This is a genomic window from Nostoc sp., from assembly GCF_036917575.1.
Classification (GTDB): domain Bacteria; phylum Cyanobacteriota; class Cyanobacteriia; order Cyanobacteriales; family Nostocaceae; genus Nostoc.
Window position 1 is genome coordinate 1 of sequence record NZ_JBALDC010000081.1, and the last position, 25,617, is coordinate 25,617.

At 39.5% G+C, this 25,617-nt stretch carries 18 protein-coding genes and 2 pseudogenes; 16 read left to right on the forward strand and 4 right to left on the reverse strand.

Features of this window, described 5'->3' with window-relative positions; translation table 11 throughout:
• Nucleotides 1-93: 93 nt before the first annotated feature.
• From V7K79_RS24190 to V7K79_RS24210, 5 genes and pseudogenes are all read left to right on the forward strand, one after another.
• A pseudogene (locus V7K79_RS24190) lies at nucleotides 94-330 on the forward strand (biliverdin-producing heme oxygenase); the annotation flags it as partial.
• Between the two features lie 71 nt (nucleotides 331-401).
• Entirely contained in the window at nucleotides 402-1,784 is a 1,383-nt protein-coding gene (gene hemN, locus V7K79_RS24195; protein ID WP_335051177.1) for an oxygen-independent coproporphyrinogen III oxidase, read from the forward strand.
• A gap of 705 nt (nucleotides 1,785-2,489) precedes the next feature.
• The gene (locus tag V7K79_RS24200) at nucleotides 2,490-2,735 is read left to right on the forward strand and encodes a GlsB/YeaQ/YmgE family stress response membrane protein (protein WP_442938968.1); all 246 of its coding nucleotides are present in this window, start codon (nucleotides 2,490-2,492) and stop codon (nucleotides 2,733-2,735) included.
• A gap of 169 nt (nucleotides 2,736-2,904) precedes the next feature.
• Nucleotides 2,905-3,597 carry a manganese catalase family protein gene (locus tag V7K79_RS24205; protein ID WP_292871159.1) on the forward strand — a complete coding sequence of 231 codons (693 nt, stop codon included), beginning with the start codon at nucleotides 2,905-2,907 and terminating at the stop codon, nucleotides 3,595-3,597.
• A 343-nt stretch (nucleotides 3,598-3,940) separates the two neighbouring features.
• Nucleotides 3,941-4,681, forward strand: a complete 741-nt coding sequence (locus tag V7K79_RS24210; RefSeq protein WP_335051181.1) for a DUF3891 family protein — start codon at nucleotides 3,941-3,943, stop codon at nucleotides 4,679-4,681.
• 688 nt (nucleotides 4,682-5,369) lie between these two features.
• Here the strand turns inward: V7K79_RS24210 and V7K79_RS24215 are convergent.
• Nucleotides 5,370-6,047, reverse strand: a complete 678-nt coding sequence (locus V7K79_RS24215) for a response regulator (protein ID WP_104908984.1) — start codon at nucleotides 6,045-6,047, stop codon at nucleotides 5,370-5,372.
• A gap of 134 nt (nucleotides 6,048-6,181) precedes the next feature.
• Complete coding sequence (gene era / locus V7K79_RS24220; RefSeq protein WP_335051183.1) at nucleotides 6,182-7,156, reverse strand: GTPase Era; 975 nt, start codon at nucleotides 7,154-7,156, stop codon at nucleotides 6,182-6,184.
• A 429-nt stretch (nucleotides 7,157-7,585) separates the two neighbouring features.
• Here era and V7K79_RS24225 point away from each other — a divergent pair, with 429 nt between their 5' ends.
• Complete coding sequence (locus V7K79_RS24225) at nucleotides 7,586-8,668, forward strand: ATP-dependent 6-phosphofructokinase (RefSeq protein ID WP_335051285.1); 1,083 nt, start codon at nucleotides 7,586-7,588, stop codon at nucleotides 8,666-8,668.
• Between the two features lie 74 nt (nucleotides 8,669-8,742).
• Here V7K79_RS24225 and V7K79_RS24230 read toward each other — a convergent pair whose 3' ends face one another.
• Nucleotides 8,743-9,870, reverse strand: coding sequence for a succinylglutamate desuccinylase/aspartoacylase domain-containing protein (locus tag V7K79_RS24230; protein ID WP_335051185.1), 1,128 nt, complete (start codon nucleotides 9,868-9,870; stop codon nucleotides 8,743-8,745).
• 547 nt (nucleotides 9,871-10,417) lie between these two features.
• Between V7K79_RS24230 and V7K79_RS24235 the strand changes: the two genes are divergently transcribed.
• Both V7K79_RS24235 and V7K79_RS24240 read left to right on the forward strand, forming a co-directional pair.
• The gene (locus V7K79_RS24235; protein ID WP_335051187.1) at nucleotides 10,418-11,503 is read left to right on the forward strand and encodes an ABC transporter substrate-binding protein; all 1,086 of its coding nucleotides are present in this window, start codon (nucleotides 10,418-10,420) and stop codon (nucleotides 11,501-11,503) included.
• Nucleotides 11,504-11,712: 209 nt separating this feature from the next.
• Nucleotides 11,713-12,606 carry an ABC transporter permease gene (locus tag V7K79_RS24240; RefSeq protein WP_335051189.1) on the forward strand — a complete coding sequence of 298 codons (894 nt, stop codon included), beginning with the start codon at nucleotides 11,713-11,715 and terminating at the stop codon, nucleotides 12,604-12,606.
• 636 nt (nucleotides 12,607-13,242) lie between these two features.
• On the opposite strand, the gene V7K79_RS24245 is transcribed toward V7K79_RS24240, so the two are convergent.
• Nucleotides 13,243-14,169: a carbohydrate ABC transporter permease gene (locus V7K79_RS24245; RefSeq protein ID WP_335051191.1), complete on the reverse strand. Its 927-nt coding sequence runs from the start codon at nucleotides 14,167-14,169 to the stop codon at nucleotides 13,243-13,245.
• Nucleotides 14,170-14,340: 171 nt separating this feature from the next.
• Between V7K79_RS24245 and V7K79_RS24250 the strand changes: the two genes are divergently transcribed.
• From V7K79_RS24250 to V7K79_RS24285, 8 genes and pseudogenes are all read left to right on the forward strand, one after another.
• Nucleotides 14,341-15,003: a GIY-YIG nuclease family protein gene (locus tag V7K79_RS24250; protein ID WP_335051193.1), complete on the forward strand. Its 663-nt coding sequence runs from the start codon at nucleotides 14,341-14,343 to the stop codon at nucleotides 15,001-15,003.
• Nucleotides 15,004-15,185: 182 nt separating this feature from the next.
• The gene (locus V7K79_RS24255; RefSeq protein ID WP_335051194.1) at nucleotides 15,186-16,553 is read left to right on the forward strand and encodes an FAD-binding oxidoreductase; all 1,368 of its coding nucleotides are present in this window, start codon (nucleotides 15,186-15,188) and stop codon (nucleotides 16,551-16,553) included.
• Nucleotides 16,554-16,698: 145 nt separating this feature from the next.
• Entirely contained in the window at nucleotides 16,699-17,745 is a 1,047-nt protein-coding gene (gene rtcA / locus V7K79_RS24260) for an RNA 3'-terminal phosphate cyclase (protein WP_335051196.1), read from the forward strand.
• Nucleotides 17,746-17,919: 174 nt separating this feature from the next.
• A complete protein-coding gene (locus tag V7K79_RS24265; RefSeq protein ID WP_335051198.1) occupies nucleotides 17,920-18,390 on the forward strand; it encodes a toll/interleukin-1 receptor domain-containing protein in 471 nt (156 codons plus the stop codon).
• 110 nt (nucleotides 18,391-18,500) lie between these two features.
• The gene (locus tag V7K79_RS24270; protein ID WP_335051200.1) at nucleotides 18,501-19,583 is read left to right on the forward strand and encodes a TIR domain-containing protein; all 1,083 of its coding nucleotides are present in this window, start codon (nucleotides 18,501-18,503) and stop codon (nucleotides 19,581-19,583) included.
• 1,065 nt (nucleotides 19,584-20,648) lie between these two features.
• Complete coding sequence (locus V7K79_RS24275) at nucleotides 20,649-24,572, forward strand: ATP-binding protein (RefSeq protein ID WP_335051202.1); 3,924 nt, start codon at nucleotides 20,649-20,651, stop codon at nucleotides 24,570-24,572.
• A 68-nt stretch (nucleotides 24,573-24,640) separates the two neighbouring features.
• Nucleotides 24,641-24,790, forward strand: a pseudogene (locus V7K79_RS24280) (IS630-like element ISAcma27 family transposase); the annotation flags it as partial.
• A gap of 121 nt (nucleotides 24,791-24,911) precedes the next feature.
• A complete protein-coding gene (locus V7K79_RS24285) occupies nucleotides 24,912-25,544 on the forward strand; it encodes a DUF1003 domain-containing protein (RefSeq protein WP_335051204.1) in 633 nt (210 codons plus the stop codon).
• Nucleotides 25,545-25,617 lie beyond the last annotated feature (73 nt).

The window sequence follows — 25,617 nt, forward strand, 5'->3', positions numbered from 1 at the left end:
GTAATTCTACATCCATTGCCCTACCTCCCTTGCAGAGTTTTTTCTTCTAATCCTTTTATTTAGAATAACCGGAAAGTGACAGAAGAGGGATATCAGTCAACCCTGAAGCTTTCTGGCTATGAAGGCACATTCTTTTACAACTTTGAGTAAATTCCTGACAAAAAGGCATTTAAGGATAAGTATCGTCAGGCATTAAATGCATTGCCTGTTGATGATATAACAGCAGAAGCTAATAATGCCTTTGGGTTCAATTTAAAGATGGCTCAAGAGTTCGAGGGAAGTTTAATTAAAGCACTTGGTCAAATTCTCTTTAATACCCTAAATCATTAGTCATATACTTATTTCCCTCTTGCTCTCTACTCGCTACTCCCCACTCCCTTCATTCATTGGAAAGCAACTCAATGGTTTTTCTATTACCTAGTGTCAAGTTTGATCTGGAGCTGATTCAAAAGTACGATACTCGTGCACCTAGATATACCAGTTACCCACCCGTTACAGAGTTAAGCGAAACATTCACTGAAACGGATTTTAAGGCCGCGATCGCCGCCTCGAATCAACGCAAAACTCCTCTTTCTTTATATTTCCATATCCCCTTTTGCCAAAGTGCTTGTTACTTCTGCGGTTGTAATACAGTAATTTCCAACAACAAGAATATAGCTAAACCTTACGTGGAGTCTTTAGTTCAAGATATTAAAAACACCGCAGCTTTAATTGATTCAGATAGAAAAGTGCTGCAAATCCACTGGGGAGGCGGTACTCCTAATTACTTGGATCGTCACCAAGTAGAATTTTTATGGAAAAACATCAATCGTTATTTCAACATCGATCCCCAAGCAGAAATCTCAATTGAGATTAATCCCCGCTATATCGATAAAAACTACATTTTATTTCTCAGACAAATTGGATTTAACCGCATTAGTTTTGGCATTCAAGATTTTAATCGCCAAGTTCAAGTAGCTGTCAATCGTGTCCAGCCAGAAGAAATGCTCTTTGATGTCATGAGTTGGATTAAAGAAGCTAAGTTTGAAAGTATGAATGTAGACTTAATTTATGGTTTACCTTATCAAACTCGCGAGACATTTAAAGAGACGCTGAAAAAGACGATTGAATTAGATCCCGATCGAATTGTTGTCTTTAACTTTGCCTATGTACCGTGGCTCAAGCCAACGCAAAAAAATATTCCTCAAGAGGCGCTACCTCTAGCAGAGGAAAAGTTAGAGATTCTGAAAATGACCATTGAAGAATTGACGAATAACCAATATTTATTTATTGGGATGGATCATTTTGCTAAAACTAATGACGAATTAGCGATCGCTCAACGTAATGGTACTCTCAAACGAAATTTTCAAGGTTATACTACCCACGCTGAGACAGAATTATTTGGTTTTGGTGCCACATCCATCAGTATGTTAGAAGATGCTTATGCTCAAAACCACAAGGAGTTAAAGGATTATTATCAGACACTAGCAGCAGGCACTTTACCTATTAGTAAGGGTATCAAACTCACTCAAGATGATATTATTAGACGGGATGTAATTATGGGTATTATGTCTCACTTTCAACTTCATAAGCAAGATATTGAAAACAAATACTATATCAGTTTTGATGAATATTTCTCTGAAGAACTAGAGGCGTTAAAACCACTAGAAGCCGATGGTCTCGTCAGTTTATCAAAAAATCAGATCAAAATTACAGATATCGGTAGATTACTAGTAAGAAATATTGTTGTCATATTTGATACTCACGCGAGAACGCGACAGACAAAGTTTTCCCGCGCTATTTGATATTGTTTTTGCAAATCTTTAATACATATTATCCCTTCAATCTACTTTAAAAATAAAAGTTGAGGGGATATTATTAAGACTATAGCAATGCAATTTTTTCAGCTTATTTGCGTAGTGCATGAAACCTAACATAAGCGTGATAGGTAGTCAAAAAGCAATTGTAAAAAAGAATGCAATAAATACACTATTTGTATAAACGTAATTCATTTTGTCTTCACCCAATAATGTGTTGCAATCATTAATTAAATTTATATTTTTAAATAAAAAATGTATAACAAAAAGCTTGATTAATTATATAGATGATTTATGATAAATAATTTCTTATAAAGTAATAATTTTATAATGAAGATTATTAATACATCCATAAAAAGTTAGATGTAAGGTTTATGCCTTAAGATAGAGATAAAAGAGAATAGATTAATTTGCATTTATTTTATTGAGAATAATTATATTTAAGGATAAATATTTTTAAGAATTTAATAACTTAAAAATGCAGAAATTTTCGTTTAATAATATATAAATTGTAAAAAATGTAAATTCTCATCAAATCTGGATATAACTCGATATAAATTATTTTGTATAACTTTTGGATTTAGCATTTACCCCATCTGGTAGAAAGAATTTGGAATTAGAGTTGATAGCTTAGATATAAGCGAAATTGTTAAGGCGGTTATGAGTATTATTGCTTGAATAGTTTTAGGACTTTTGGCAGGTGTAATTGCTAAAGCTATTTATCCTGGTTCTCAAGGTGATGGAATTCTCTCTACAATGATTTTGGGTATCATTAGTGCTTTCGTTGGTGGAAGTCTATTTACCTTGTTACGAACAGGAACTCTGCAAATTACTTCAGCTGGCGCTGATTTAACTATCCCTGGTATTTTAGTAGCTGTGCTTGGTACAATTGTTGCTATTTATATATGGGGATTAATCAGAATAAGCAGGAATGCATAATCGCTGATTGGCAGTTATCAACACTCACATGAATACTGTATTTTATTAGTCTTTTAGTTACCCAACTTGAGAAGCTATTAAAGATCAGATTAGCTCTTACCAAAAAAACTAAAAGACAATCAAATAGCCGATCCTTTCTGTAACATCATAATTTGGGAAATGTAAATCTATGTTTTTTCACAAGAAAGAGCTTATTCATTCAGTTAACATTAGTGAACCAAACCCTCGTTTTGCTCAGTTACTTTTAGAGCAGTTTGGCGGAGCTACTGGAGAACTTAGTGCAGCACTTCAATATTGGGTACAATCGTTCCATGTCGAAAATGCTGGCATTAAAGACATGCTCCAAGACATTGCGATCGAGGAATTCGGCCATTTAGAAATGGTTGGGAAGCTCATCGAAGGTCATACCAAAAATGTTGATCAAACAGAGGCTTATAAAAGTACTCTCTTTGCAATTCGAGGGGTTGGGCCTCATTTTCTAGATAGTCAAGGTAATGCTTGGACTGCAAATTATTTGAATGAAGGTGGAGATGTAGTGCGTGATTTAAGAGCTAACCTTGCAGCCGAAGCTGGTGCTCGTCAGACTTACGAAGAATTGATTAAGTTGGCAACTGATAAAGGAACCCAAGAGACTTTAGTACATCTGTTAACACGAGAAATTTCTCATACCCAGATGTTTATGAAAGCTCTAGATTCGCTAGGTAAGTTGACAGATCCATTCTTTGGTAATGTTAAGCCAGATGAAACTGTTGCTCTCTACTACAACCTATCTACAGACGGAGATGGTAAAGATGAGCGTGGCCCTTGGAATTCTGAGCCAACATTCAAATACGTTGCTAATCCGCTAGAAAGCCACTCTTAATTGTATAAGTGGTTGCAATTAGAGTATAGGTTGATTTTGAGCAAAGAGATTTTAGGGAGTTCTGAAAAACTCCCAATCATCTTCTGAGTAAACAGCGCACCTTATTTAGCAATTTTCGAGTTGTTTAGCTATATCTACTAAGCAAAAAATAATTCCCGACTTTTCTAAGAAGTCGGGAATTTTAGCTGAGTATTTAGCTATTACACTCGATTTAAAATAGCTAGAGCTTTAAATATTCAACCACACTGAAAAAGTTAGAGCGATCGCTGGTTCAATTTCTAACCTAACATTTCTGACTTCAGAAATTAATTCAACTCAAAATTCAAAATCAGGAGATTGACTTGTGATTGTCAACGCTACGTCAACTGGTTGGGAAGTCATTTATCATCGTGCCCATGCTTTATTAGCCGCTGAACTAGCGGGACAATGGCGACGCAAAGATGCTCCAGCAAGGTTGTATGAAACAATAGCTGCAATTTCCCATCACGATGACCTAGAAAAAGAGTGGGAAGAAGATATTCTGACTGAAGCGGGTGCGCCGAAGGACTTTACCCTATCCACAAATGCCGATTTATATGCAGGTGTTGATAAATTGGCTAATTTGGCAAAGAATGCCCTTTACCGTGGACGATGGGTGGCTCTATTAATTTCCATGCACATCAGCCGTTTAAATGAGCCAAGCCGAGGTAAGTCTTCAAAATTAGACAAACTTTTAGACAAGCAACTTCAAAACCAGCAACATTGGCGTAAAGAACTGGGCATCAAAAAGGAGGAAGTTGATGCAGCCTATGCATTTATGCAATGGTGCGATCGCCTTTCGCTTATTCTCTGTCAGCAAGAACTACCTGACGATCAAAGGTTTTTAGAAATTAGCAAGGGCCCTGAAGGTGAGCGCTATGACATCATGCAGCGTAGTGATAACTTGGTTGTTGTCAAACCCTGGCCCTTTCAAGAAGAGAAATTCACGGTCAACATCGAAGCTTGCGACCTCTGGCAGGTTAAATTTGAAAGCAGCACTGAATTAACTCAAGCACTACAAGAAGCCCCGATCAAGGTACTAGAGTGGATATTTGTTAAAAGTTAGATGCATAGAGCTTACAGCTATTTAGCAGGAAATCGCTGTAAGAAAACTAAGTTATGCGATCGCACTCTTCTATCAAATTTCTACTTATTTTTGCAATGGTAATCTCAGTAATGACTATTGCATAGCGTGATGATGTGGATATAACCCAAGCTGCTGAGATCCAAAAAGTAGCGATTGTATTTAGCGCTAAGGGCATGAAGTCAGTTTTAGTTATTCTAATTTTTATCTAAAGATGTATTTTTAAGGCAGATTGTTATTACTTATGATAGTTCCTTTTTATCATTCTGATGGGTGAAAGTAAATATACTTAACAACTGAGGTTCAAAGCATGGACTCAACAGGTAAGGTTCAAACAGTGGACTCATCCTGGTCTCTTCCACTGCTGTTGAAAGAGTATGCGATGAGCCGAGTAACTGTCTACTTTTATAGTAATGACAGATGGGTTCCAATTAAATATTGCTTTTTGGGAAAAGCAATTTTGCTTCACCACAAGGCAAAATTAGAAGGTAAGGAAATTTTGTTATTTCCTGCTAATATAGACCCGAATCAATTCTCAAACTCTTTTAACTAAAATGCATTGAGATAGACTATTTTTTAAACAATCTTGGCGGGCGATCGCCATAATATGCAAGTGCGTCAGGTGGTCTGAAAGCTGGTGTTGATCTACAATGCTCACAGATTCTAGTAATCAAACCAACCCAGAACGTAGTGCTACAACTGCTGCTTGCACGCGATCGTCCACTGCTAATTTATTCATAATTCCTCGGACGTGAGTTTTGATGGTATTGGGACTGAGATAGAGTTTTTCGGCAATCTCTGGGTTACTCAACCCGTCTACCATCAGCTTTAACACTTCTAACTCGCGCCCAGATAAGTTGGCGGTGTTAGTGGTGGGTGAAGGCGGTTTGAGATTATCAATTACTCGCCGTGCAATTTGAGGATCGAGATAGGCTGCACCATCAACTGCGGCTGCGATCGCACTTAACAATCGTTCTACACTAGCACCTTTGATACAATACGCATCTGCACCGCTAGACAGTGCCGCAATAATTTCTGTCTCTGTTTGATGAGATGTCAGCATCACCACATGAGTTGCTGGCAGCGCCGCCTTAATTTGCTGTGTTGCAGCAATGCCATCCAATCGCGGCAATCCAATATCCATAACCACCAAATCAGGTTTCAGTTGCAGTGCGGCTTGAACTCCCAAATAACCATCTTCAGCTTGTCCAACAATTTCCAACTGAGGATGAGCCATTAATGATTGCTCTAATCCAAGTTGCATCATCGGATCGTCTTCGACAATTAACACGCGCAAGGGCGGAGCATTGACGGGTAAATTTAAGGGATAGCGAGTATCTAAAGACATTTTTATTAATTAAGAGTTATTTGTCATTTGTCCTCTCTTACAAAGTTCTGATCGGAGGAAACCTCCGCTCAGACTTTGCGCTTTGTCCTTTGCTTTTTTTGCTTGCCAATGACTAATGACAAATGACCAATATATTATTCTTCCACGCGATAGCCTAATTCTGCTAAACTAATCCGCGACTGTCGCCATTTTGGCTGGACTTTCACAAATAATTCTAAATAAACTTTGCCAGCGATTAATTTTTGAATTTGTTCGCGAGCTTCACTACCAATTGCTTTGAGCATTGCTCCACCTTTGCCGATGAGTATACCTTTTTGGGAATCACGCTCGACATTAATGGTAGCAAGCACGCGGGTAATGCTGGGAGTTTCTTCTACTAGGTCTATGGCGATCGCTACTGAATGGGGTACTTCTTCACGAGTCAACAATAAAATTTGTTCTCGGATTAATTCACCCATAATAAAGCGTTCTGGCTGGTCAGTTACTAAGTCTGGAGGATAATATAATGGCCCAATTTCTAAATGTTTAATTAATAATTCTTGAAGTTGCGGTAATCCGGCACTAGTCTTGGCAGAAAATTTCACAATTTCCCATTCATGGGACTGGGCCATTTGGGCGTAACTATCATCTAGAAACTGAGAATCAGCGGGTTGTTGGTCAGTTTTGTTCACGCCCAGAATTACTGGTGTTTTGCTGCGACCGAGCAAATCGGCAATATAGCGATCGCCTGATCCACAAGCCACGGATCCATCTACTACAAATAACACTACATCTACTGATTCAATGGCAATTTTGGCATTTTGCACCAATACTTCGCCCAATTGATGATGAGGCTTATGAATTCCTGGCGTATCTACAAATATTAACTGCGCTTCTGGTGTAGTTAATATACCGCGCAAACGGTTACGTGTAGTTTGTGCTACTGGTGATGTAATAGCAATTTTTTGTCCTACTAACTGATTCATCAAAGTAGATTTACCGACATTTGGACGACCAACAATGCCGATAAAACCTGATTTGAATTCAGGAGGAGCCTGGGGAATTGTTACTTCTCCTGAAAAAGAGAAAGTGTAATTTTCAATACTAGTCACCTTTGGCTCCACTCCCATATTTTATAGCTAGGATAATTTGGTTTTTTCTTAGACACAAAACAAGCATAAAATTACCCTGGCATTTTTAGGAATTGCTTTTACCGAGGTTTAATCTACTACTGGCTTTACACTTATATTTTACAGCTGAGATAACCTTAGTTGTAGTATTCAGGAGTCAGAATTCAGTAGTCAAAATATAAAAAAAATTAATCTTGAAGTTTACCTTATTTCATCGGTAATCATACCAAACTCAGATAAAATCTTACTTCTGGCTCAAAAGTTGCTGAATTTTTAGACTTTGTTTTGTCTTTAGATCCAAAAGAAACATAAAATTACTTTGGCATTAACAGGGAGGATTTTTGCTTAAGTTTAATCTGTTGCTAACTTTGGCTTAATTTTCATCGACTATCTAATACATACATTTGGATCAAAATGTCAATAAAAAATATGGGAGAACCCAAACGCATAGGAATTCTTACGAGTGGAGGTGATTGTTCTGGCTTGAATGCTGTAATTAGGGCTGTAGTCAATTGTGCTGTCAATACTTATGGCTGGGAGGTTTTGGGAATTCTTCAAGCAACTCTAGGATTAATGGCGCGTCCGCCGCAATTCACCAAGCTGGAAGTCGATCGAGTTGACTCGTTGTTAACTGCGGGTGGCACAATGTTGGGGACAACCAATAAAGGCGACCCTTTTGCCTTTCCGATGGCGGATGGAAGTTTATGCGATCGCTCCGAAGAAATTATTGCAGGTTATCATCAACTAGGTTTAGACGCTTTGATTGGTATCGGTGGCGATGGTAGCTTGGCAATTTTGCGTCGCCTCGCTCAACAAGGTGGTATTAATCTAGTAGGTATTCCCAAAACCATTGATAATGATATTGGTGTTACCGAACATGCTATCGGTTTTGATACAGCAGTAAATATTGCTACGGAAGCATTAGATCGGTTACATTTTACCGCTGCAAGTCATAGCCGAGTCATGATTTTGGAAGTAATGGGACGTGATGCTGGACACATAGCAATAGCTGCGGGAATTGCAGGGGGAGCAAATGTAATTTTAATTCCCGAAATTCCTTATACGGTTGAACACATTTGCCACAAAATCAAAGAACGCCAAGATAAAGGCAAAAACTATTGTTTGATTATTGTTTCCGAAGCGGTTCGTACCCACGATGGGGAAAATGTGACAATTACAAATCGTTTAGGTCAATCTCGATACGGTGGAATTGGTGAATATTTAGCAGATAAAATTATTGAGCAGATTGGTGTAGAAACGCGAGTTACAGTTTTAGGACACATTCAACGGGGTGGAACTGCTTCGCCACTAGATAGATTAGTTGCTACTGCTTTTGGTGTAGCGGCAGTTAATCTCATTGCCGAAGATAAATACGATCGCATGGTGACATGGCAAAATCGCCAAGTATTAAGTGTACCAATTACAGAAGCGATCGCTCAATATAGCGCTGTTGATTCTAATGGTACTTTGGTTAAAACTGCTCGTGGTATGGGTATTTATTTGGGAGACTGAAGTGAGTGCTGAGTAAGGAGTGAGGAGTTAAAAAAACTTTAAACTCCTAATGACAAATGACCAATGACCAATAACTAACTAATAACTCCCAATACAAACTCACCTTCATTTACAGCTTGATTGGTTGCAACATCATAAACCAATCCATCTTGTTGAGCGCAGACATCAATTACACTGGGTAACTTACCTTCTTTATTAAAACTGAGAATTTCATACAGTTTTTCTCCAGCTTTTATTGAACTACCCAATTTTATTCTCGATTGAATCATACCACCTGCGATCGCATAATATTTTTTTCGGTTACTGCTAGATGCAAAGGTCATTTCATGGGTTTTTGTATGAGCCGATAAATTAGGAATTTGCAGTACACCTTTTTGCGCTAAATAGTTTTTCACACCCTGTACACCTTTAGCGACTGAATCAGAGTTCATTTGCATTCCTGAGCCTAATTCTAGCGTCCAAGCTTCCACATCAAACTTGATATCTCTACCTAAATCTTGAAAACAAGCTTCTAGTGCTAACCAAGGTTTGATAAAAGCTTCATCAAAAGCATCACCATCGTATTTATCAAGCAAGATTCCGAAATTAAGTAGGAAATATTTTGCACTGTCTTCTCGATTTCGGAAGTAATAAACGTAGTCTAAAGCTTGATTGGTAGAACTATGTAAATCAATTAAATAGTCTGCATCTAAACTCATATTTTGTAGTTTGTAACCAAAAAGTTCAGTGTATGGCACTGCACTAGGAGAATTAATTTTTTCTAAAACTTTCGCAAATTGTTGCTTAATTATAGTTAAATAATTTTGTCGAACGACCTTTAGATCGATATGAAGTTGAGATTTAGTAAAAGCTACTAAATCATCAGCTTTTTTCTCGTAATCCCAAAATATGCGATTCCAGTCTTTGGCTTCGTAAATGCAGTAACGTCCGGGGGAAAAATGATGAGATCGTTCATTCGTTCCCATTGGATTAAAAACCGGAACTAGCCAAATTTCTCCAGTTAAATCTGTATCATTTATTGTTAATAAAAACTCAATTAGCTGGTGAATAACGGCATTACCAGCAATTTCTGCACCGTGTAGATTAGATTGAATGTAAACCTTTTTACCAGGTTGAGTGCCAATAAATTTGTATAGTTGTAAGGATAGGCGATCGCCCGAAGCCATTTGACGTAATACAATAGTCTCAATAACAGGCAGCATAAAATAATTCAGGTTCTTGCGTTGGTTTTATGGTACAGCATTAAAATCGCAGTTTTATAGAAAGGCTCAAAGGGCTAATGCTGGGCGATCGCTTGATTGACTAATTAGACATTTGGATGATTCCTGCTTAGAGTTATAAGTCTAAAACTCCTGTAACAGTTTTAACTGATAGGGCAAGGACAAACCCTGTGATTTTTGTTAGTACAGAAGTGCAGTTCAGCTTGCCACACTGAGTTTTCTTGATAATTTGACGAGTACTTGCTTTGTTAATTTTTGTAACTCAAGCTTGATTAAAAACCGTTCATAATAGTATCTGACACCAGTAATACAAATTCATAATTCGTAATTTGTAATTAAGAAAGCTAGACTATATCTGGGTTTGGGGGTTTTAATGTGTTGCCTTATTTTATAAAATTGGTATAACTTATTAACAGTTGCATAAATAGATACACTTAAGCTAATCTTTAAACTACTTATGGGCACTCCAATTAAAGGCATATTTAAAATTAATCGACAACAATACAAAAGATAATTAACTATTAACTTAATGACTAACAGACGCCAATTTTTAAAAGGGGTGGCAGCACTTTCTAGCTTATCTTCGGGTGGTTGTGGCTGGAGGCTGGCTGAAGTACGTGCTAATTCTAATACCAATAGTCAGCGTGACCAACTTTATATCTTTACCTGGACGCAATATACTGACAACCAATTATTGAAAACTTTTAGCGCCCAAACTGGCATGAAAGTGCTGGCAGATGTGTATGATTCCAATGATGTCATGTTGGCTAAATTGCAAGCTGGAGGCGGTGGCGCTTACAGCATCATCAACCCATCTGATTACATGGTGCAAAAGATGGTAGACAAAGGCTTGTTAACACAAATAAATCACGATCGCTTAATTGGTCTAGAGAATTTGTTTCCTCGGTTTCAAAATCCTAGTTATGACCTCAATAACCGCTACAGTATCCCTTTTAACTGGGGAACAACAGGTTTACTTTACAATTCTGAAAAAATCAAAGATACACCACAAGACTGGGATTACCTTTGGAAAAATCAAGAGCTACTTAATCAGCGAATGACCTTGCTTAATGATGTTCGAGAAGTTATGGGTGCAACCTTACGAATACTTGGTTATTCTTACAACTCAAAAAATGAACAAGAAATCAAACAAGCTTATGAAAAATTGAAGATACTAAAACCTGCGATCGCCCGTTTTGACACCGACGCTTGGCAAAATCAAATTCTGGCAGGAGATTTATTATTGGCAATGTGTTATTCAGCAGATGCAGTGAAAATCTCTCAAGAAAACCCGAAACTCAAATATGTCATTCCTCGTAGTGGTTCTTCATTATGGACAGACACTATTGTAATTCCTAAAACAGCCCCAAATCAAGCTGGAGCTTATGCTTGGATTAACATGATTTTGCAACCAGAAATAGCAGCCCAAATCACTCAACGCCTGAATATTTCTACACCGAATATTGCTGGATTTGAGCAATTGCCAAAAACAATCCAAAACAATACTAATTTATTTCCGCCAGAGTCACTGTTAAAAAATTGTGAACGGGTTACACCTGTAGGAGAATTTGAAGAGGTTTACGATCGTTATTGGACTCAATTAACTAGTAGCTAAATAAATTTTGGATTTGAGATTTTTAATTCAATCCAAAATTCAAGTTGCTCTGTAAGCGTACCAAAGGTGCGACTCAAAATCTCAAATTGACAGAGTTATAGCCGTAGTCATATAAGTTAGAACATAATGACAATCGTGAATGTCAGGAAGAGTAATGTTTTTACCTCCTGCCTTCTGCCTCCTGCCCCCTGCCTCCTGCTATATAAGTGATGAATTTTCCAGAAAATGAGATTTCCAAAATAGAAGAATTGCAACACCCTGTCAAAAATTGGCTCCAAGCTTTGGTATTGCTTGCACCATCCGGGATTTGGTTATTACTTTTGTTAGTGTTGCCAACTTTGATAATTTTCGAGTTAAGTTTAGTTGCAGACATCCGACCGGGAGATTTAGTCAATCCCAACGGATTCAAAAACTACATCCGAATATTTGACTCACTTTATGTGCAAGTAATTGGGCGATCGCTATTTTTTGCGTTTGGTACTACGATAATTTGTTTAATATTAGGCTTTCCCGTTGCCTATTGGATTGCTCAGATAGCACCGCAGCGTTGGCGAAATTTGCTGCTATTAGGCTTTGTTTTACCTTTGTGGACTTCTTCTTTACTCCGTTCTTATGCTTGGATTACAATTCTTCGTCCTACTGGTTTATTGAACAGTTTATTCAGCAATTTAGGCTTGCCAACTTGGCAATTACTCAACAATAGTCAAGCTGTATTGATTGGCATGAGTTACAGCTTATTACCTTATATGGTTTTAATTTTATATGCTTCTCTCGAAAAGCTAGACAAGCGCTTACTAGAAGCCGCAGCTGATTTAGGTGCAAATCCGGTGGAAACTTTTTTGCAAGTAACTGTACCACAAACTTTTCCGGGAATTGCGGCTGCTTCCATGCTTGTATTCATTACCGGCTTGGGAGATTTTGTCGATCCAGAATTACTCGGTGGTGCTTCTAGTATGACGGCGGCGCGGTTAGTCTATAATCAGTTTCTTGGAGCAACCCAAAATTGGGGATTTGGTTCAGCTTTGAGTATGACGTTAATTTTACTTGTTAGTATTGCGATCGCACTTTTAATTAAGTTTGGGGAAGCTACACCCAAACGCTAAACTTTTGGTCACTCACTATAATAAAGGCATCAAACGCCAACAAGACAAAGGTTATGCTCTCACCCAATCTCAAAAATGCGTTACCAACTACTGACGAACTTCTCTGTTCTGACGATATACCAGATGCAGAACAGGCGTAGCAAGAGTGGCAAAGGGCTGAACAGTTAGCTGAGTATTTACGTTCTCTAGGTTTAGATCCAAATAATTTACCTAGTAATTCGTAATTACGAATTTTGAATTATTTTTAACTATGAGTAACTTAGCTAAACTATCTGCATTACTGTTCATTAACTCTTTAATTTTAGAAATAAACTCATGTTCTAAAAAAAGTTTAGTTAAATAAGCTTTTGTACCTAATTATTGGAAAATTTGGCGATGTTTTTCAGCGCAGTAGTATAGCCGTAGTCACATAGTTTAGGACATTTTAAAAGAGTGAAAGCTAGGAATAGTAATAGTTTTACCTCCTGCCTTCTGCCTCCTGCTATAAGTAAGAAAAACGATAGATATTTTGGCGAAATTGGTGTATTATTGGAAATCACTCAACAACTCAAAACCATTCATTCGTGGCATCTCTAAATTTATCAGAGCTAATAGAAGATGATTTTTCTAAATTTAATATATTTAATTAAGGCAATATTAAATTGTAATATCATCACCTTGCTGATTAATAATCAACCGCAAAACTGATAAGCTTAAAATTATTAAAAATAGCACTAGCCCAATTGTGCAAGCATAGCTAATTTCCAAATTATTAAAGGCTTGCTCATATAAATAATAAACAATTGTTTTTGAGCTACTGAGCGGGCCTCCTTGAGTCATAATGTAGACTTCTTCAAATACCTTGGTCGCAGAAATAGCCGAAATTACCGCTACTAATGCTAGATATGGCTTCATTAAAGGTATGGTAATATCCCAATGTTTGCTGATACCATCAGAGCCATCAATTGCTGCGGCTTCGTATATATCGGCTGGAATCGATTGCAACCCCGCTAAATAAATCACCATGTAGTAGCCTAATCCTTTCCACACAGTAACAGCCATGACGCTGGCAAGAGAAATTGGTACAATGCCAAAAATTTTTGCTGGGCTAGTTAGCCAAGGAATACCTTCTGAAAAAAGACCTAAAGCTTTAAATAACTGATTGAGTAATCCGTTTTCTGCATACAGCCATTTCCAAGCTATTCCTGCAACCACCATTGAAATTACTACTGGAGTGTAGTACGCTGCTCTAAACCAATTCATTCCCCGCAGTTTCTGATTTACCAAAATTGCCAGTACTAAGGGAGCAATTACTAAAATTGGTACTACACCTACAAGATATAAAAAAGTGTTTTCCAAGGTTTTCCAAAAAACTGCATCCTTCCAAAGCTTAAGAAAGTTAGCGAAACCTATCCATTGTGGCGGTTGGGCAATATCTTCATAGTTAGTAAAGCTGAGGTAAAACGCTTGCAGTGCAGGCCAAAAGACAGTTAAGCCTAAAAGAACTAAGGCGGGTAGTAAAAATAAATAAGGGGTAAGGCGCTGTTTGATGAATATCCAATTTTTAGGTATCAATTGATTCATAAGAAGTTTAATAGTTGTTTTTACTTTTTCAGAACAAGGATTTGGAGATGTGAGTAGATTTAAGCTTCAATATTTTAAGGGCATATATTTGCTTGCGTAAGTATTAGTGTAGCCTCTTATAAAAAAGCTCATCGTAGACGTCGCTAATTAATAACTCGGAGATCAACTGCAATGGAAACTCAGCACAATCCGCCAATTGAACATCAAAATGTCCCCATAAACCACCGTGGACTGCATGATTTTTTGTATAGTTCTGACAACGAACATGCTGCCATTGAGGTGAGTATAACTCCTGAACTGGCAAACAATGGTACTGAAATCATTGACTTTGAGGCTTGGAGTGTGGCTGCTCAGAACGCTAAAGTTGCAGGAGTTTACGCAGTATTAAATGCAGAACGCCGCACGCAGTATATCGGCTATTCTCGGAGTGTGTTGCTTTCCTTAAACAGCCATCTTCGCCAAAATGGTGAGCAAAAGTGTACTTTTGTACGCGTGCAAGCATTCAAGTTTCCCAAACGTCAAGAAATGGAAGATTTGCGAGATGCGTGGATAGCAGAACTCGAAAGTACGCCACCTGGTAATGCAACTGAGGGCGGAATGTGGGCTAGTACAGTAGGCGAAGCGACTAAAGCGGTAATGTCAGAAGCCCAACTTCAAGCCTACGAGGAGAAAAAGCTAAAACTGCGGAAAGCAATGGCTGATACAACCCTTTCTAAAGAGTTAGAAACAATAGATGCAAGTGAAGCCGAACGTCAGCGTCAACTTGAAGCTGCTGTGAAAAACGATGACTGGAGTGTAATTATCGATGCACAGACACAGGAAACTAAGTATTGATTTTTGTCAGCTTAATTACTTTATCTGACTTTGTATTAAGTAAGTGGCTTGAAAGTGCTGTGAAAGATAAGAAGTTAAGATTTTAAAACGCAGAGGGACGCTGAGGGAAGCGCAAAGGCTCGCAGAGGAGTTAATTATCTGCGTAAACTTTTGCGTTCTTCTGAGTTAAAAAAAGGATATATATGATGACAAAATTAGATGCTCTGATTAATTCTTTAGAAGGTATAGAAACCATTACTGACTCTAGCCAAGTCGCAAAATTATCCCAGGATTATCACACTTTTAGCCCCGTGTTAGTGTCAAAACTAAAGGGAAAAGTTGGGGATATCGTAGTGCGTCCTGTCAATGAAGCAGAGGTTTTAAAAGTTGCAGCCGCCTGTGCAAAACATCGTATACCTGTAACTGTGAGAGGTGCGGGAACTGGTAATTATGGGCAATGTGTGCCATTGCACGGTGGTGTAATTTTAGATATGACGCGGTTGCAAGAGATTCTTTGGGTAAAACCGGGAGTAGCGCGGGTAGAAGCTGGGGTGAAATTGGCGGCTTTGGATAAAAAAATACGAGAAATCGGTTGGGAAATCCGTATGGCACCCTCTACGTACCGTACAGCCACAATTGGCGGATTTATTGCTGGGGGAAGTGGGGGCATTGGCTCGATCCAATATGGGTTATTAGCTGATCGCGGTAATATCTTGGCACTGCGAGTGATAACTGTAGAAGACGAACCCCGTGCGATCGAATTACGTGGCGATGATGTACAAAAGGTGATTCATACTTGGGGAATTAATGGGATTATCACTGAAGTGGAAATTCCTTTAGGGCCAGCTTATCCTTGGGCAGAAGTCATTGTCACCTTTGAGGAGTTTATGACGGCAGCAAAGTTTGGTCAAGCATTGGGTAATGCTGATGGGATGATTAAGAAGTTGATTTCTGTCTTTGCATCCCAAATTTCCCAGTACTTTCACGCCCTACAAGAGTATATTCCTGAAGGAACTCACTCAGTATTTTTGATCATTTCCGAGCCAAGTTTGGAATTTTTACCAGCTTTGGTGCAGCAATACGGTGGACAAATTACATATAAAAAACCAGCCGAGGAAGCAGCCAAAGGTATACATTTAGCAGAATTTAGCTGGAACCACACTACCTTACTTGCCCGGAGTGTAGATACTGCAATTACTTACTTACAAAGTATGTTTCCTCGCGATGCCTCCGGCGGGCTGCGCCTACGCAGTTTGCAATTAGTAGAGCAAATGTATCATTACTTCGGCGATGAGGTCATGATGCATTTAGAATTTTTTCGGGTGAATGGTGTCGTCGTTCCTGGTGCATTGCAACTTGTGCGCTACACCACAGAAGAACGCCTCAACGAGATTATCCGCTATCACGAAGAACAAGGTGTGAGTATTGCCAATCCTCATACGTATATTATTGAAGACAGCGGCAGAAAAGTTATCGATCCTGAGCAGTTAAAATTTAAACAAATAGTCGATCCTTATGGGTTGATGAACCCCGGTAAAAGCAAGGTTATTCAATTCCAAATTCCAAATTAGCAAATTAGAGAAACACATATCAGAAATTTCTCTGTATATTTGTGTAACCTCCCTTTAAAAAGCTCGCTGTTGGGCGTTTATAATTTGTGGTTTGATTTTAAGAGCCGTGGGGATAACCCAAAATCCAATATCCCAATAATCGCCCATGATTGAAATTGACGGTTCCTACGGAGAGGGAGGCGGACAAGTTCTTCGCACTTCCTTAAGTCTAGCCACCATCACCGGCGAACCCATACGAATTACAGGCATTCGTGCTGGACGCAAAAAGCCAGGATTAGCAGCACAACACTTAACAGCAGTTTGGGCGGCGGCGAGAATTTGTAATGCCCAACTACGAGGTGATGCTTTAGGTTCAATGCTGCTGGAATTCATCCCAGGTAGTGCTGTGCAAGCTGGAATTTATACCTTTGATGTTAGTAAAGCACAACAAGGTGGTTCTGCGGGTGCGATCGCTCTAGTTCTTCAAACAATTCTCTTACCTTTGGCACTAGCATCTGGCAATTCCCTAGTGACACTAAAGGGTGGAACTCATGTGAATTTTAGCCCGACAGCGACGTACATTGAGCAAGTTTATCTGCCCATACTGCAACGCATGGGTATAGAGGCCCAAGTCAAGTTAGGCGCTTGGGGGTGGTATCCCCAAGGTGGCGGAGAGGTAGAGTTACAGGTGGATGGCGGTGGTAAACTAAGTGGAATCGACTTGTTGGAACGGGGCGATTTACAACAGGTGCGAGGACTAGCGGTGGTGACGGAATTGCCTTCTCATATTCCACAACGGATGGCAAATCGTGCCGAGAATTTGTTACGATTAGCCCATTTAAAAGTTACTGTACAGACCTTGCGAGAAAAAGGTGTGGCTCCTGGGGCAGGTATTTTTTTAACTGCTCAGTATCAGAATAGCTTAACTGGCTTTGGTGGATTTGGGCGTTTGCGATTGTCGGCAGAAACAGTTGCAGAGATTGCTTGTCAGCAATTGCTTGAGTTTCATTACACCGGCGCACCAGTAGATGAACATTTAGCAGATCAGTTATTATTGCCGGCAGCTTTAGCTTCACAAAAAAGTCAGTATCGAGTGGCTGAAGTAAGTAGGCATTTGACAACAAATGCAGCAGTAATTGAACAGTTTGGGCTGGCGCAAATAACAGTAGATGAAGCTGATAAAATAGTGTCGGTAAAAAGCTTGAATAGATGAACAAGTGCTATTACTTTAGTAGTACTATATGGTAAAGTTTTAGAAATAATTATTCTGTAAATTCAAATCAATCTTGTGATTCCTTCTACCTTCAAATAAAAGCTGCAAGTTTTAGTAGACAACTTTGATAAAGATTTAAACCTACTTCCAGAGATTCGAGTCATAAAACAACTTATGTCATTGCAACCTGATCAAGCTATTGAAGTGTTTTATTCTTATGCTCATGAAGATGAAAAACTTCGTGAAAAACTAGAAAAGCACCTCGCTCTTTTAAGGCGGGAAGGAGTGATTACAGAATGGCACGATCGCAAAATTGGAGCAGGAAAAGAATGGCATAATGAGATAGACATTCACTTAAATTCATCTCAGATAATTTTGCTGCTTGTAAGTGCAAATTTTATCGCTTCAGATTATTGCTGGGATGTCGAGGTAAAACGGGCAATGGAACGGCATGAAACTAAAGAAGCCAGAGTTATCCCCATAATTATTGACTCTGTTGATTGGGAGAGCGCACCCTTTGGAAAGCTTCAATCATTGCCCAAAAGTGGTAAACCTGTTAAAAAGTGGGGAAATCGTAGTGATGCATTTTCAAGTATTGCTGAAGGTATCCGGTTAGTTGCAAAAGACTTGGCAGTAAATTCGTAAATAATCACTGTTTAAACTTCATAAATAAAACTAAATAAAATATCAAAAAATTAAACAAAAAGTAGTATGAAAAAATCATAATTATTTCATACTAATATATGCTTAAACTAATGCTGAATACCAAAGTAGTCAAAGTTTTTTATTGCTGCTCTGACTCTGTACAAGATGAAGAAATGCGGCAAAAACTAGAGAAACACCTCAGCACTTTGGAGCGGCAAGGTGTGATTAGCAATTGGCATAAAGGTATGATTAGCCCAGGAAAGGAATGGAAAAGTGAAATTGATACAAATTTAAAGACGGCCGATATAATTTTGGTGCTAATTAGTTCAGAATTTACTGCTTCAGATTATCACTGGGATGTTTTGGCGAAACAAGCTATGGAACAGCATAGAGCTAAAACATCTCGTGTTATTACTATTCTGCTTCGTCCAGTCGATAATTATTGGAAGGTCGCATTCCCTAATGTCAAAGTTTTACCAAAGGGTGAAAGACCCATAACTGAATGGAGACCTTATGATAAAGCTTTTGCAAATATTGCTACGGGTATTCGAGAAGTAGCTGAGGAACTTACTGATTCTGCTTTTCCTACTAAAAAAATTCTACGTTGGATTAGGGTAATTGTAATACTTGTTGCAAAAGCTGCTGGAAACACTTTTATATATGTGACAAGAGCGACCTTTTCATATTTGTTTAGACAATCAAGGTCTCGTCGCCGGAGTAGAGTCAGCAACATCACTGTGAAATTTGTTGTTTTCCTTATATTAGGTAGTATCTTTCTACGCTTCATTTCTGAACCACCTGATATATTAGAGATACCTTCATCAGCACCTAAACCAACTTCAAATTTAAGAACAACAGTAAATCCTACTGGCTGGATATGGATAGGTATGGTTAATAAGACATCAGGTAGTTTATCTGTTGGACAAAAACTAGTTCTTCAACCATCAAATCCTAAACAATTTCCTAGTATTGAGCCTCCTGTCATTCCATCATTAGGAACAATCGTAACTATTAAAAATGAAGTCAATCTAATGAATGAAAAATCTTTATCTGGAAAAAAAATCGTTAAATTTAAAAAAGGAGAAAAGCTAGTTATATTGAAAGTAGAGCCTTTCTCAAAGGTTGTAAAAAATTCGCCTTATATTAAATTGAAAGCGCAAGTTCGTCAATGTAACTCAACTTGCAATAAATAGTACTAACATAGGCTAAATATATTTAAGCACTAATATTTTGCCTCTATTCCCAATAACAAAATTATGCGTGGATGTGTAGCATAGAAAATGCCTCATTTCTAAGAGCCGAAATGAGGCAAAGGCAAAGGAGCTTTTATAAGCAAAGACATAAAACTTTTGATACTTTATCTAGGAGCATTTGTAATCAATCCCCCTAAAGCCAGATTTGTTGTAAGAATAAACAAATGACAAATTTACAAGGCGATCGCAACTAGGATTAAAACTGAGTTCCGTTCTTCTTAATACTTACTATTTACTTAAATATCGAACATCTGCTTTGAATTTACCTCTGCTAAAGGCATATATTTAAGTTAAGTCAGTTTGCGATCGCAAATACAAAGGACTGGGAATTGGGTATGGGGCATTAAACACAAAGATATTTGTTGTTGGCTGTGGTTATGCCCAATGGGGTATAGGACTCGTGTATCTAATAAATTATGCTCTTGAATAAACCTTTGAGCCTGTGAACGATATGTAGCATCATCTTCACGATTAACAATCTGCCAAGCATCCTATTCCAACACTGGAAATAAAGCAAAGGAGTTTTTATAAGGGGAGATAGAAAACTTTTGATAAGTATAACAGCGTAAATAATCAAAGATTTATAGTGATGATTTTAGTCCGCGAGCGTCGCCAGAAAGCAGAAGATAATAGGGTTTTAGCGTTATTAATTATACCAATTTCCAGTCATTCTTTCATTCAAAGCTTTTGAAATTTGTTTTATACAGACTGCCTTCTGCCTTTCTTCGGATATACCTAATGAGAATCGCCCTTGGTAACTTTAAATAATCAATGATATAAAGGAGACAATAAAAATAGCAAAAATAAAAACTTGCCCCGAAAGGGCAGTTTCAATGCTTTGAAAAGTTACAGCAGAGTTGGCATCTCACGTTGTATGTATAAGCCTTTGAATATCCTCTAAAATGAATGTTTAGAAGCGTAAAGGTCTAATTTATCGAGGATTTTTCTTAAAAGACAACCACCGATGTAGCCTATAACCGACACATGACCAATCGAGAGGAATTAATGAAGAACGAGTCAACGTTAGCAAGCAACGCCGACGTAAATTTCCTTATTGGTGGGGGTGAAATGGGTGCGAGGATGCGAGAATACGATTGGTCAAAAACGCCCCTTGGGCCAACACAGCAGTGGCCACAGAGTTTGAAAACTGCTGTGCGGATTATGCTAACTTCCCGTCAAGCCATGTTTGTTTGGTGGGGCGATGAACTAATTAACCTTTACAATGACGCTTACAAAGCTATTATTGGCGGCAAACATCCAGAAGCACTTGGGCAACCAGCTTCCTACGTGTGGCGAGAAATATGGGATCAGGTTGGGCCTCGAGCCGAATCAGCGATGGTGAAGAATGAGGGCACTTACGACGAAGCCCTGCTGCTAATTATGGAGCGCAACGGCTATCCAGAGGAAACCTATTATACTTTTTCATACAGCCCGGTTCCTAATGACCAGGGCGACACAGGCGGAATCATCTGCGCTAACACAGACGACACGCAGCGGATTATCACTGAACGGCAGTTGGCACTTTTGCGCGAACTCGCGGCGAGGACAGTAGACGCGCGAACATTCGATGAAGCCTGTACACGGAGTGCGAGTTGTCTGGAAAGCAATGCTTACGATCTCCCTTTCGCGATGATTTATCTGGTCGATCCAGATCAGCAGAAAGTTTTTTTGGCTGGAACCTCCCGCATTGAGCAAAACCATGTAGCAGTTCCAGAAACAGTGGCTTTGGATGCTGATGAAGTTTGGCCCTTTGCGGAAGTTATCAGAACACATCGAGCAAAACTGATTTCTAATTTGGAAGTGTCTTTTAGTAATTTACCTTGTGGTGTTTGGCAGCGATCGCCTCATCAAGCGATCGCAGTACCCATTCCCCCATCCGGTAAAAGCGGAAAAGCTGGTGTATTAATCGCTGGTTTGAACCCCTTCAGGCTATTCGACGACAATTATCAAGGATTCATTGATTTAGTTGCGGCTCAAATTGCAGCCAGCATTGCTAATGCCCAAGCTTACGAGGAAGAACGCAAACGCGCTGAAGCCTTGGCAGAAATTGCTCGCGCGAAAACCGTCTTTTTCAGTAACGTCAGCCACGAGTTTCGTACCCCGCTTACTCTGATGTTGGGGCCATTAGAAGACACCTTAACCACTTGTGCCACGCTGCTTCCAGCCAAAGAGCGAGACCAGCTAGAAATGGTGCAACGCAACGGACTCCGGCTGCTGAAACTGGTCAACAGCTTACTAGATTTTTCACGCATTGAAGCCGGAAGGGTTGAAGCATCTTATGAACCCACCAACCTTGCCACCTTCACCGCAGAACTAGCTAGTGTATTTCGTTCAGCGATAGAACGGGCAGAGATGCAGTTATCAATTAATTGTCTTTCCCTACCAGAACCAGTGTATGTAGATCACCAGATGTGGGAAAAGATTGTTCTTAATCTGCTCTCGAATGCCTTCAAGTTCACAATGGCTGGAAAAATTACGGTGAGTTTGCAGTGGTTAAACGATCATATTGAGTTCGCAGTTCAAGACACAGGCATCGGTATCCCAGCAGAAGAAATCCCCCACCTTTTTGAACGATTTCATCGGGTCAAAGGAGCGCAAGGACGCACTTTTGAAGGGTCAGGAATTGGATTGTCACTGGTGCAAGAATTGGTGCAAATGCATGGTGGAAGAGTTGGTGTTACCAGTCTTCTCGGAGTAGGCAGTTGCTTTACTGTGTCAATTCCAACAGGATATGCTCATTTGCCTCCAGAGCGAATTAGTGCCCCGCGAACTTTAGCTTCAACCGCATTAGGGGCAACACCGTATCTAGAAGAAGCCCTGCGGTGGCTACCGGAAGAAGTAGGGGAGCAGGGGAGCCAGTGCGTTGCGGAGGTTCCCTCCGTTGTAGCAACTGGCGTGAGCAGGGGAGCAGGGGAGAAGGAAGTATTTTCTCTTCTGCCCGTTTGTGTTACCCCCTCTGTCCGGATTCTTCTGGCTGATGACAACGCAGATATGCGCGATTATGTCAAGCGATTATTAAATCAGCAGTATGAAGTGGAATCAGTGCCGGACGGTTTAGCTGCTTTAGATTCTGCTCGTGGACGTGTCCCAGATTTGGTACTGACAGATGTGATGATGCCTGGATTAGATGGCTTTGGACTGTTGCAAGCATTACGAGCCGATCCGCAGACGCAAAAAGTTCCAATCATCCTATTATCGGCACGGGCAGGGGAAGAGGCACGAGTGGAAGGGTTAGAAGGGGGAGCCGATGATTATCTGATTAAACCGTTCTCTGCGCGTGAATTGTTGGCGCGGGTAGAAGCAGCCCTAAAAATGGCTCGTCTCCGCCAAGAGGCAATGGAACGCGAGCAAGGGCTGCGAATTGAAGCTGAAGTAGCAAAAGCACGCCTAGAGACTGTGATCGCTGGCATCCAAGACCAGTTCTTTGTGTTGGATCGAGAGTGGCGTTATATCTTTGTCAACGATCAAGTAGCAGAAGTTGTTGGCATTTCAAAGGAAGAGTTGTTAGGTAAGATTGTTTGGGAAGTGTTTCCTGATGTGGTTAACAGCGAGTTTGATACCCAGGTTCATCGGGCGATGGCTCTGCCAACGCCTTTGGCGAACGCACAACACACCGTTGTTCAGTTTGAATACTTTTATCCAGCTTGGCAACGCTGGTTTGAGAATCGTATCTACCCCTTTGCAGAAGGAGTAAGCATCTTTGTTACAGACATCAGCGATCGCAAAGTCGCAGAAGCCGAACGCGATCGCCTCTTGGAACTTGAGCAAGCTGCTAGAGCTGAAGCCGAAAGAGCCAACCGGATTAAAGATGAGTTTTTGGCGGTACTTTCCCATGAATTGCGATCGCCTCTTAATCCGATTCTTGGTTGGGCGAGACTCTTGCAGACTCGTGAGTTTGAACCAACAGCGCTGAAGAAAGCGATCGCAACTATCGAGCGGAATGCTCAATTACAAGCTCAACTAATTGAAGATTTACTCGATGTCTCTCGGATCTTACAAGGTAAGCTCTACCTGAAGATGTTTCCTGTCAACCTAGTATTTGTGATTGAAGGGGGATTAGAAACAGTGCGTTTGGCAGCAGAAGCTAAAAATATTCAAATTCAGACGATGCTGGATATTTCTTTTGGGGAAGTTTTGGGTGATTCTGGTCGTTTACAACAAGTTATCTGGAATCTCTTATCGAATGCCGTTAAATTCACTCCTGAAGGAGGGAAGATTGATATTCAATTACAGTGTGTTGACACTCAAGCTCAGATTAGCGTCAGTGACACAGGTAAGGGAATCAACCCTGACTTTCTGCCTTATGTGTTTGAATATTTTCGCCAAGCTGATAGTACAATAACCCGAAAATTTGGTGGCTTGGGGTTAGGGTTAGCAATTGTTCGTCATTTGGTAGAATTACATGGCGGCACGATTTGGGCAGAAAGCTTAGGTGAAGGGCAAGGAGCTACTTTTAAAGTCAAGCTACCACTAATTAAAAAAGATTTAACCCCAAAACAACACATAAATATTGCGGCATTAAATCCTTCTTATCCAACTGAAATCCTTACAGGCATCCAAATCTTAGTTGTAGATGATGATGATGATACCCGTGAATTCCACACATTTGTACTAGAACAGGCTGGAGCAATAGTGACAGCAGTGACATCAGCAAAAGAAGCATTGCAAGTTTTGGCAGAGTCAGAACCAGATATGCTCCTCAGTGATATTGGGATGCCAGAGACAGATGGCTATATGTTGATGCGCCAAGTTAAAGTATTACAGGCAAACCAAGCCAAACAAATTCCGGCGATCGCTTTGACTGCTTATGCTGGAGAAGTCAATCAGCAACAAGCATTTGAATCAGGGTTTCAAAAGCATCTGTCCAAACCCGTCGAACCAGATGAGTTAGTCAAGGCAATTGCAACTCTAATTGGTCTAAGTAGGTAGGCACGAAAAAACCAAACTATGTGAAGATAAATAAATACGGAGAAAGAATCTATTGAGGGAACTAAAACATGGGTGCGCGTTTAAGAGTATTTTTAACTCGTGAGCAAGACCGAACCCTTTTAAACCTAAAAACAGCAGATGTACCACAGAAAGTCAAAGACCGAGCCGAAGTAATCAGGTTAAACGCACATGGCTGGTACGTGGAAAAAATAGCTGCTCATGTCAATTGAACATCTCTGTCTATAGGTACTTTCATCTGTTCATCTACCTAAAAGTATAGATTTATGTCAAAACTTGATGTTATTAAATTAGAGAAATAAGTAGTATAAAAAACTGTCCATGTCTTCCCAAGATAAACTAAATCCAAAAGATTCGCCGCAAGTATCGTCATCAGCACCTTACCAAACTATTTTGCCTACTGCCCCATTGCCGGAAGCGATTAGTCAAAATATCGATACTATTATTGCACTGCACAGACGTTATGAAAAAGACGTATCTCAACATCAACGGGCTGTAGAAACAGTATCAGCCTTTTTTGGTCGTCCAGCATTCCTGTATACTATCCTGTTAGGAATTATTCTGTGGGTAACACCTAATGTTTTACCACGACGTTTAGGCATATTAAGATTCGACCCTCCGCCATTTTCTTGGCTACAATTTTCACTGACCGCAGGTTCTTTGTTAGTAACAGCAGGGGTCTTGATAAAACAAGAACGTCAGGAAAAATTAGCAGAGCAACGGGCGCAACTTAGCCTTCAGCTTAACCTGCTTTCTGAGCAGAAAATAGCGAAACTTATCGCTTTAGTTGAAGAATTACGCCAAGATATTCCCAATGTCAAAAATCGCTCCGATAAGCAAGCCGAAATGATGAAAGAAGCTGTTGATCCGCAAGCGATTCTAGATGCATTAGAAGAGAGTTTAGCATCAGAGTTAGCTAATTTTAAAAACCAAGAAATATTAGATAAGGAGTAATAGAGTTTATCATCATATAAAAGAAAGTACTAAAACTAGTAACTTTTTGATTGTACTTGCTATTCATCTCAAT

What these genes read in the sequence shown, in the direction of transcription:
- V7K79_RS24225 (WP_335051285.1), top strand. Translation starts at nt 7,586, where the DNA reads ATGGGAGAACCCAAACGCATAGGAATTCTTACGAGTGGAGGTGATTGT.
- rtcA (WP_335051196.1), top strand. Translation starts at nt 16,699, where the DNA reads ATGATTGAAATTGACGGTTCCTACGGAGAGGGAGGCGGACAAGTTCTT.
- V7K79_RS24205 (WP_292871159.1), top strand. Translation starts at nt 2,905, where the DNA reads ATGTTTTTTCACAAGAAAGAGCTTATTCATTCAGTTAACATTAGTGAA.
- V7K79_RS24240 (WP_335051189.1), top strand. Translation starts at nt 11,713, where the DNA reads ATGAATTTTCCAGAAAATGAGATTTCCAAAATAGAAGAATTGCAACAC.
- era (WP_335051183.1), bottom strand. Translation starts at nt 7,156, where the DNA reads ATGGGAGTGGAGCCAAAGGTGACTAGTATTGAAAATTACACTTTCTCT.
- V7K79_RS24230 (WP_335051185.1), bottom strand. Translation starts at nt 9,870, where the DNA reads ATGCTGCCTGTTATTGAGACTATTGTATTACGTCAAATGGCTTCGGGC.
- V7K79_RS24235 (WP_335051187.1), top strand. Translation starts at nt 10,418, where the DNA reads ATGACTAACAGACGCCAATTTTTAAAAGGGGTGGCAGCACTTTCTAGC.
- hemN (WP_335051177.1), top strand. Translation starts at nt 402, where the DNA reads ATGGTTTTTCTATTACCTAGTGTCAAGTTTGATCTGGAGCTGATTCAA.
- V7K79_RS24270 (WP_335051200.1), top strand. Translation starts at nt 18,501, where the DNA reads ATGCTGAATACCAAAGTAGTCAAAGTTTTTTATTGCTGCTCTGACTCT.
- V7K79_RS24255 (WP_335051194.1), top strand. Translation starts at nt 15,186, where the DNA reads ATGATGACAAAATTAGATGCTCTGATTAATTCTTTAGAAGGTATAGAA.
- V7K79_RS24275 (WP_335051202.1), top strand. Translation starts at nt 20,649, where the DNA reads ATGAAGAACGAGTCAACGTTAGCAAGCAACGCCGACGTAAATTTCCTT.
- V7K79_RS24265 (WP_335051198.1), top strand. Translation starts at nt 17,920, where the DNA reads ATGTCATTGCAACCTGATCAAGCTATTGAAGTGTTTTATTCTTATGCT.
- V7K79_RS24215 (WP_104908984.1), bottom strand. Translation starts at nt 6,047, where the DNA reads ATGTCTTTAGATACTCGCTATCCCTTAAATTTACCCGTCAATGCTCCG.
- V7K79_RS24250 (WP_335051193.1), top strand. Translation starts at nt 14,341, where the DNA reads ATGGAAACTCAGCACAATCCGCCAATTGAACATCAAAATGTCCCCATA.
- V7K79_RS24245 (WP_335051191.1), bottom strand. Translation starts at nt 14,169, where the DNA reads ATGAATCAATTGATACCTAAAAATTGGATATTCATCAAACAGCGCCTT.
- V7K79_RS24285 (WP_335051204.1), top strand. Translation starts at nt 24,912, where the DNA reads ATGTCTTCCCAAGATAAACTAAATCCAAAAGATTCGCCGCAAGTATCG.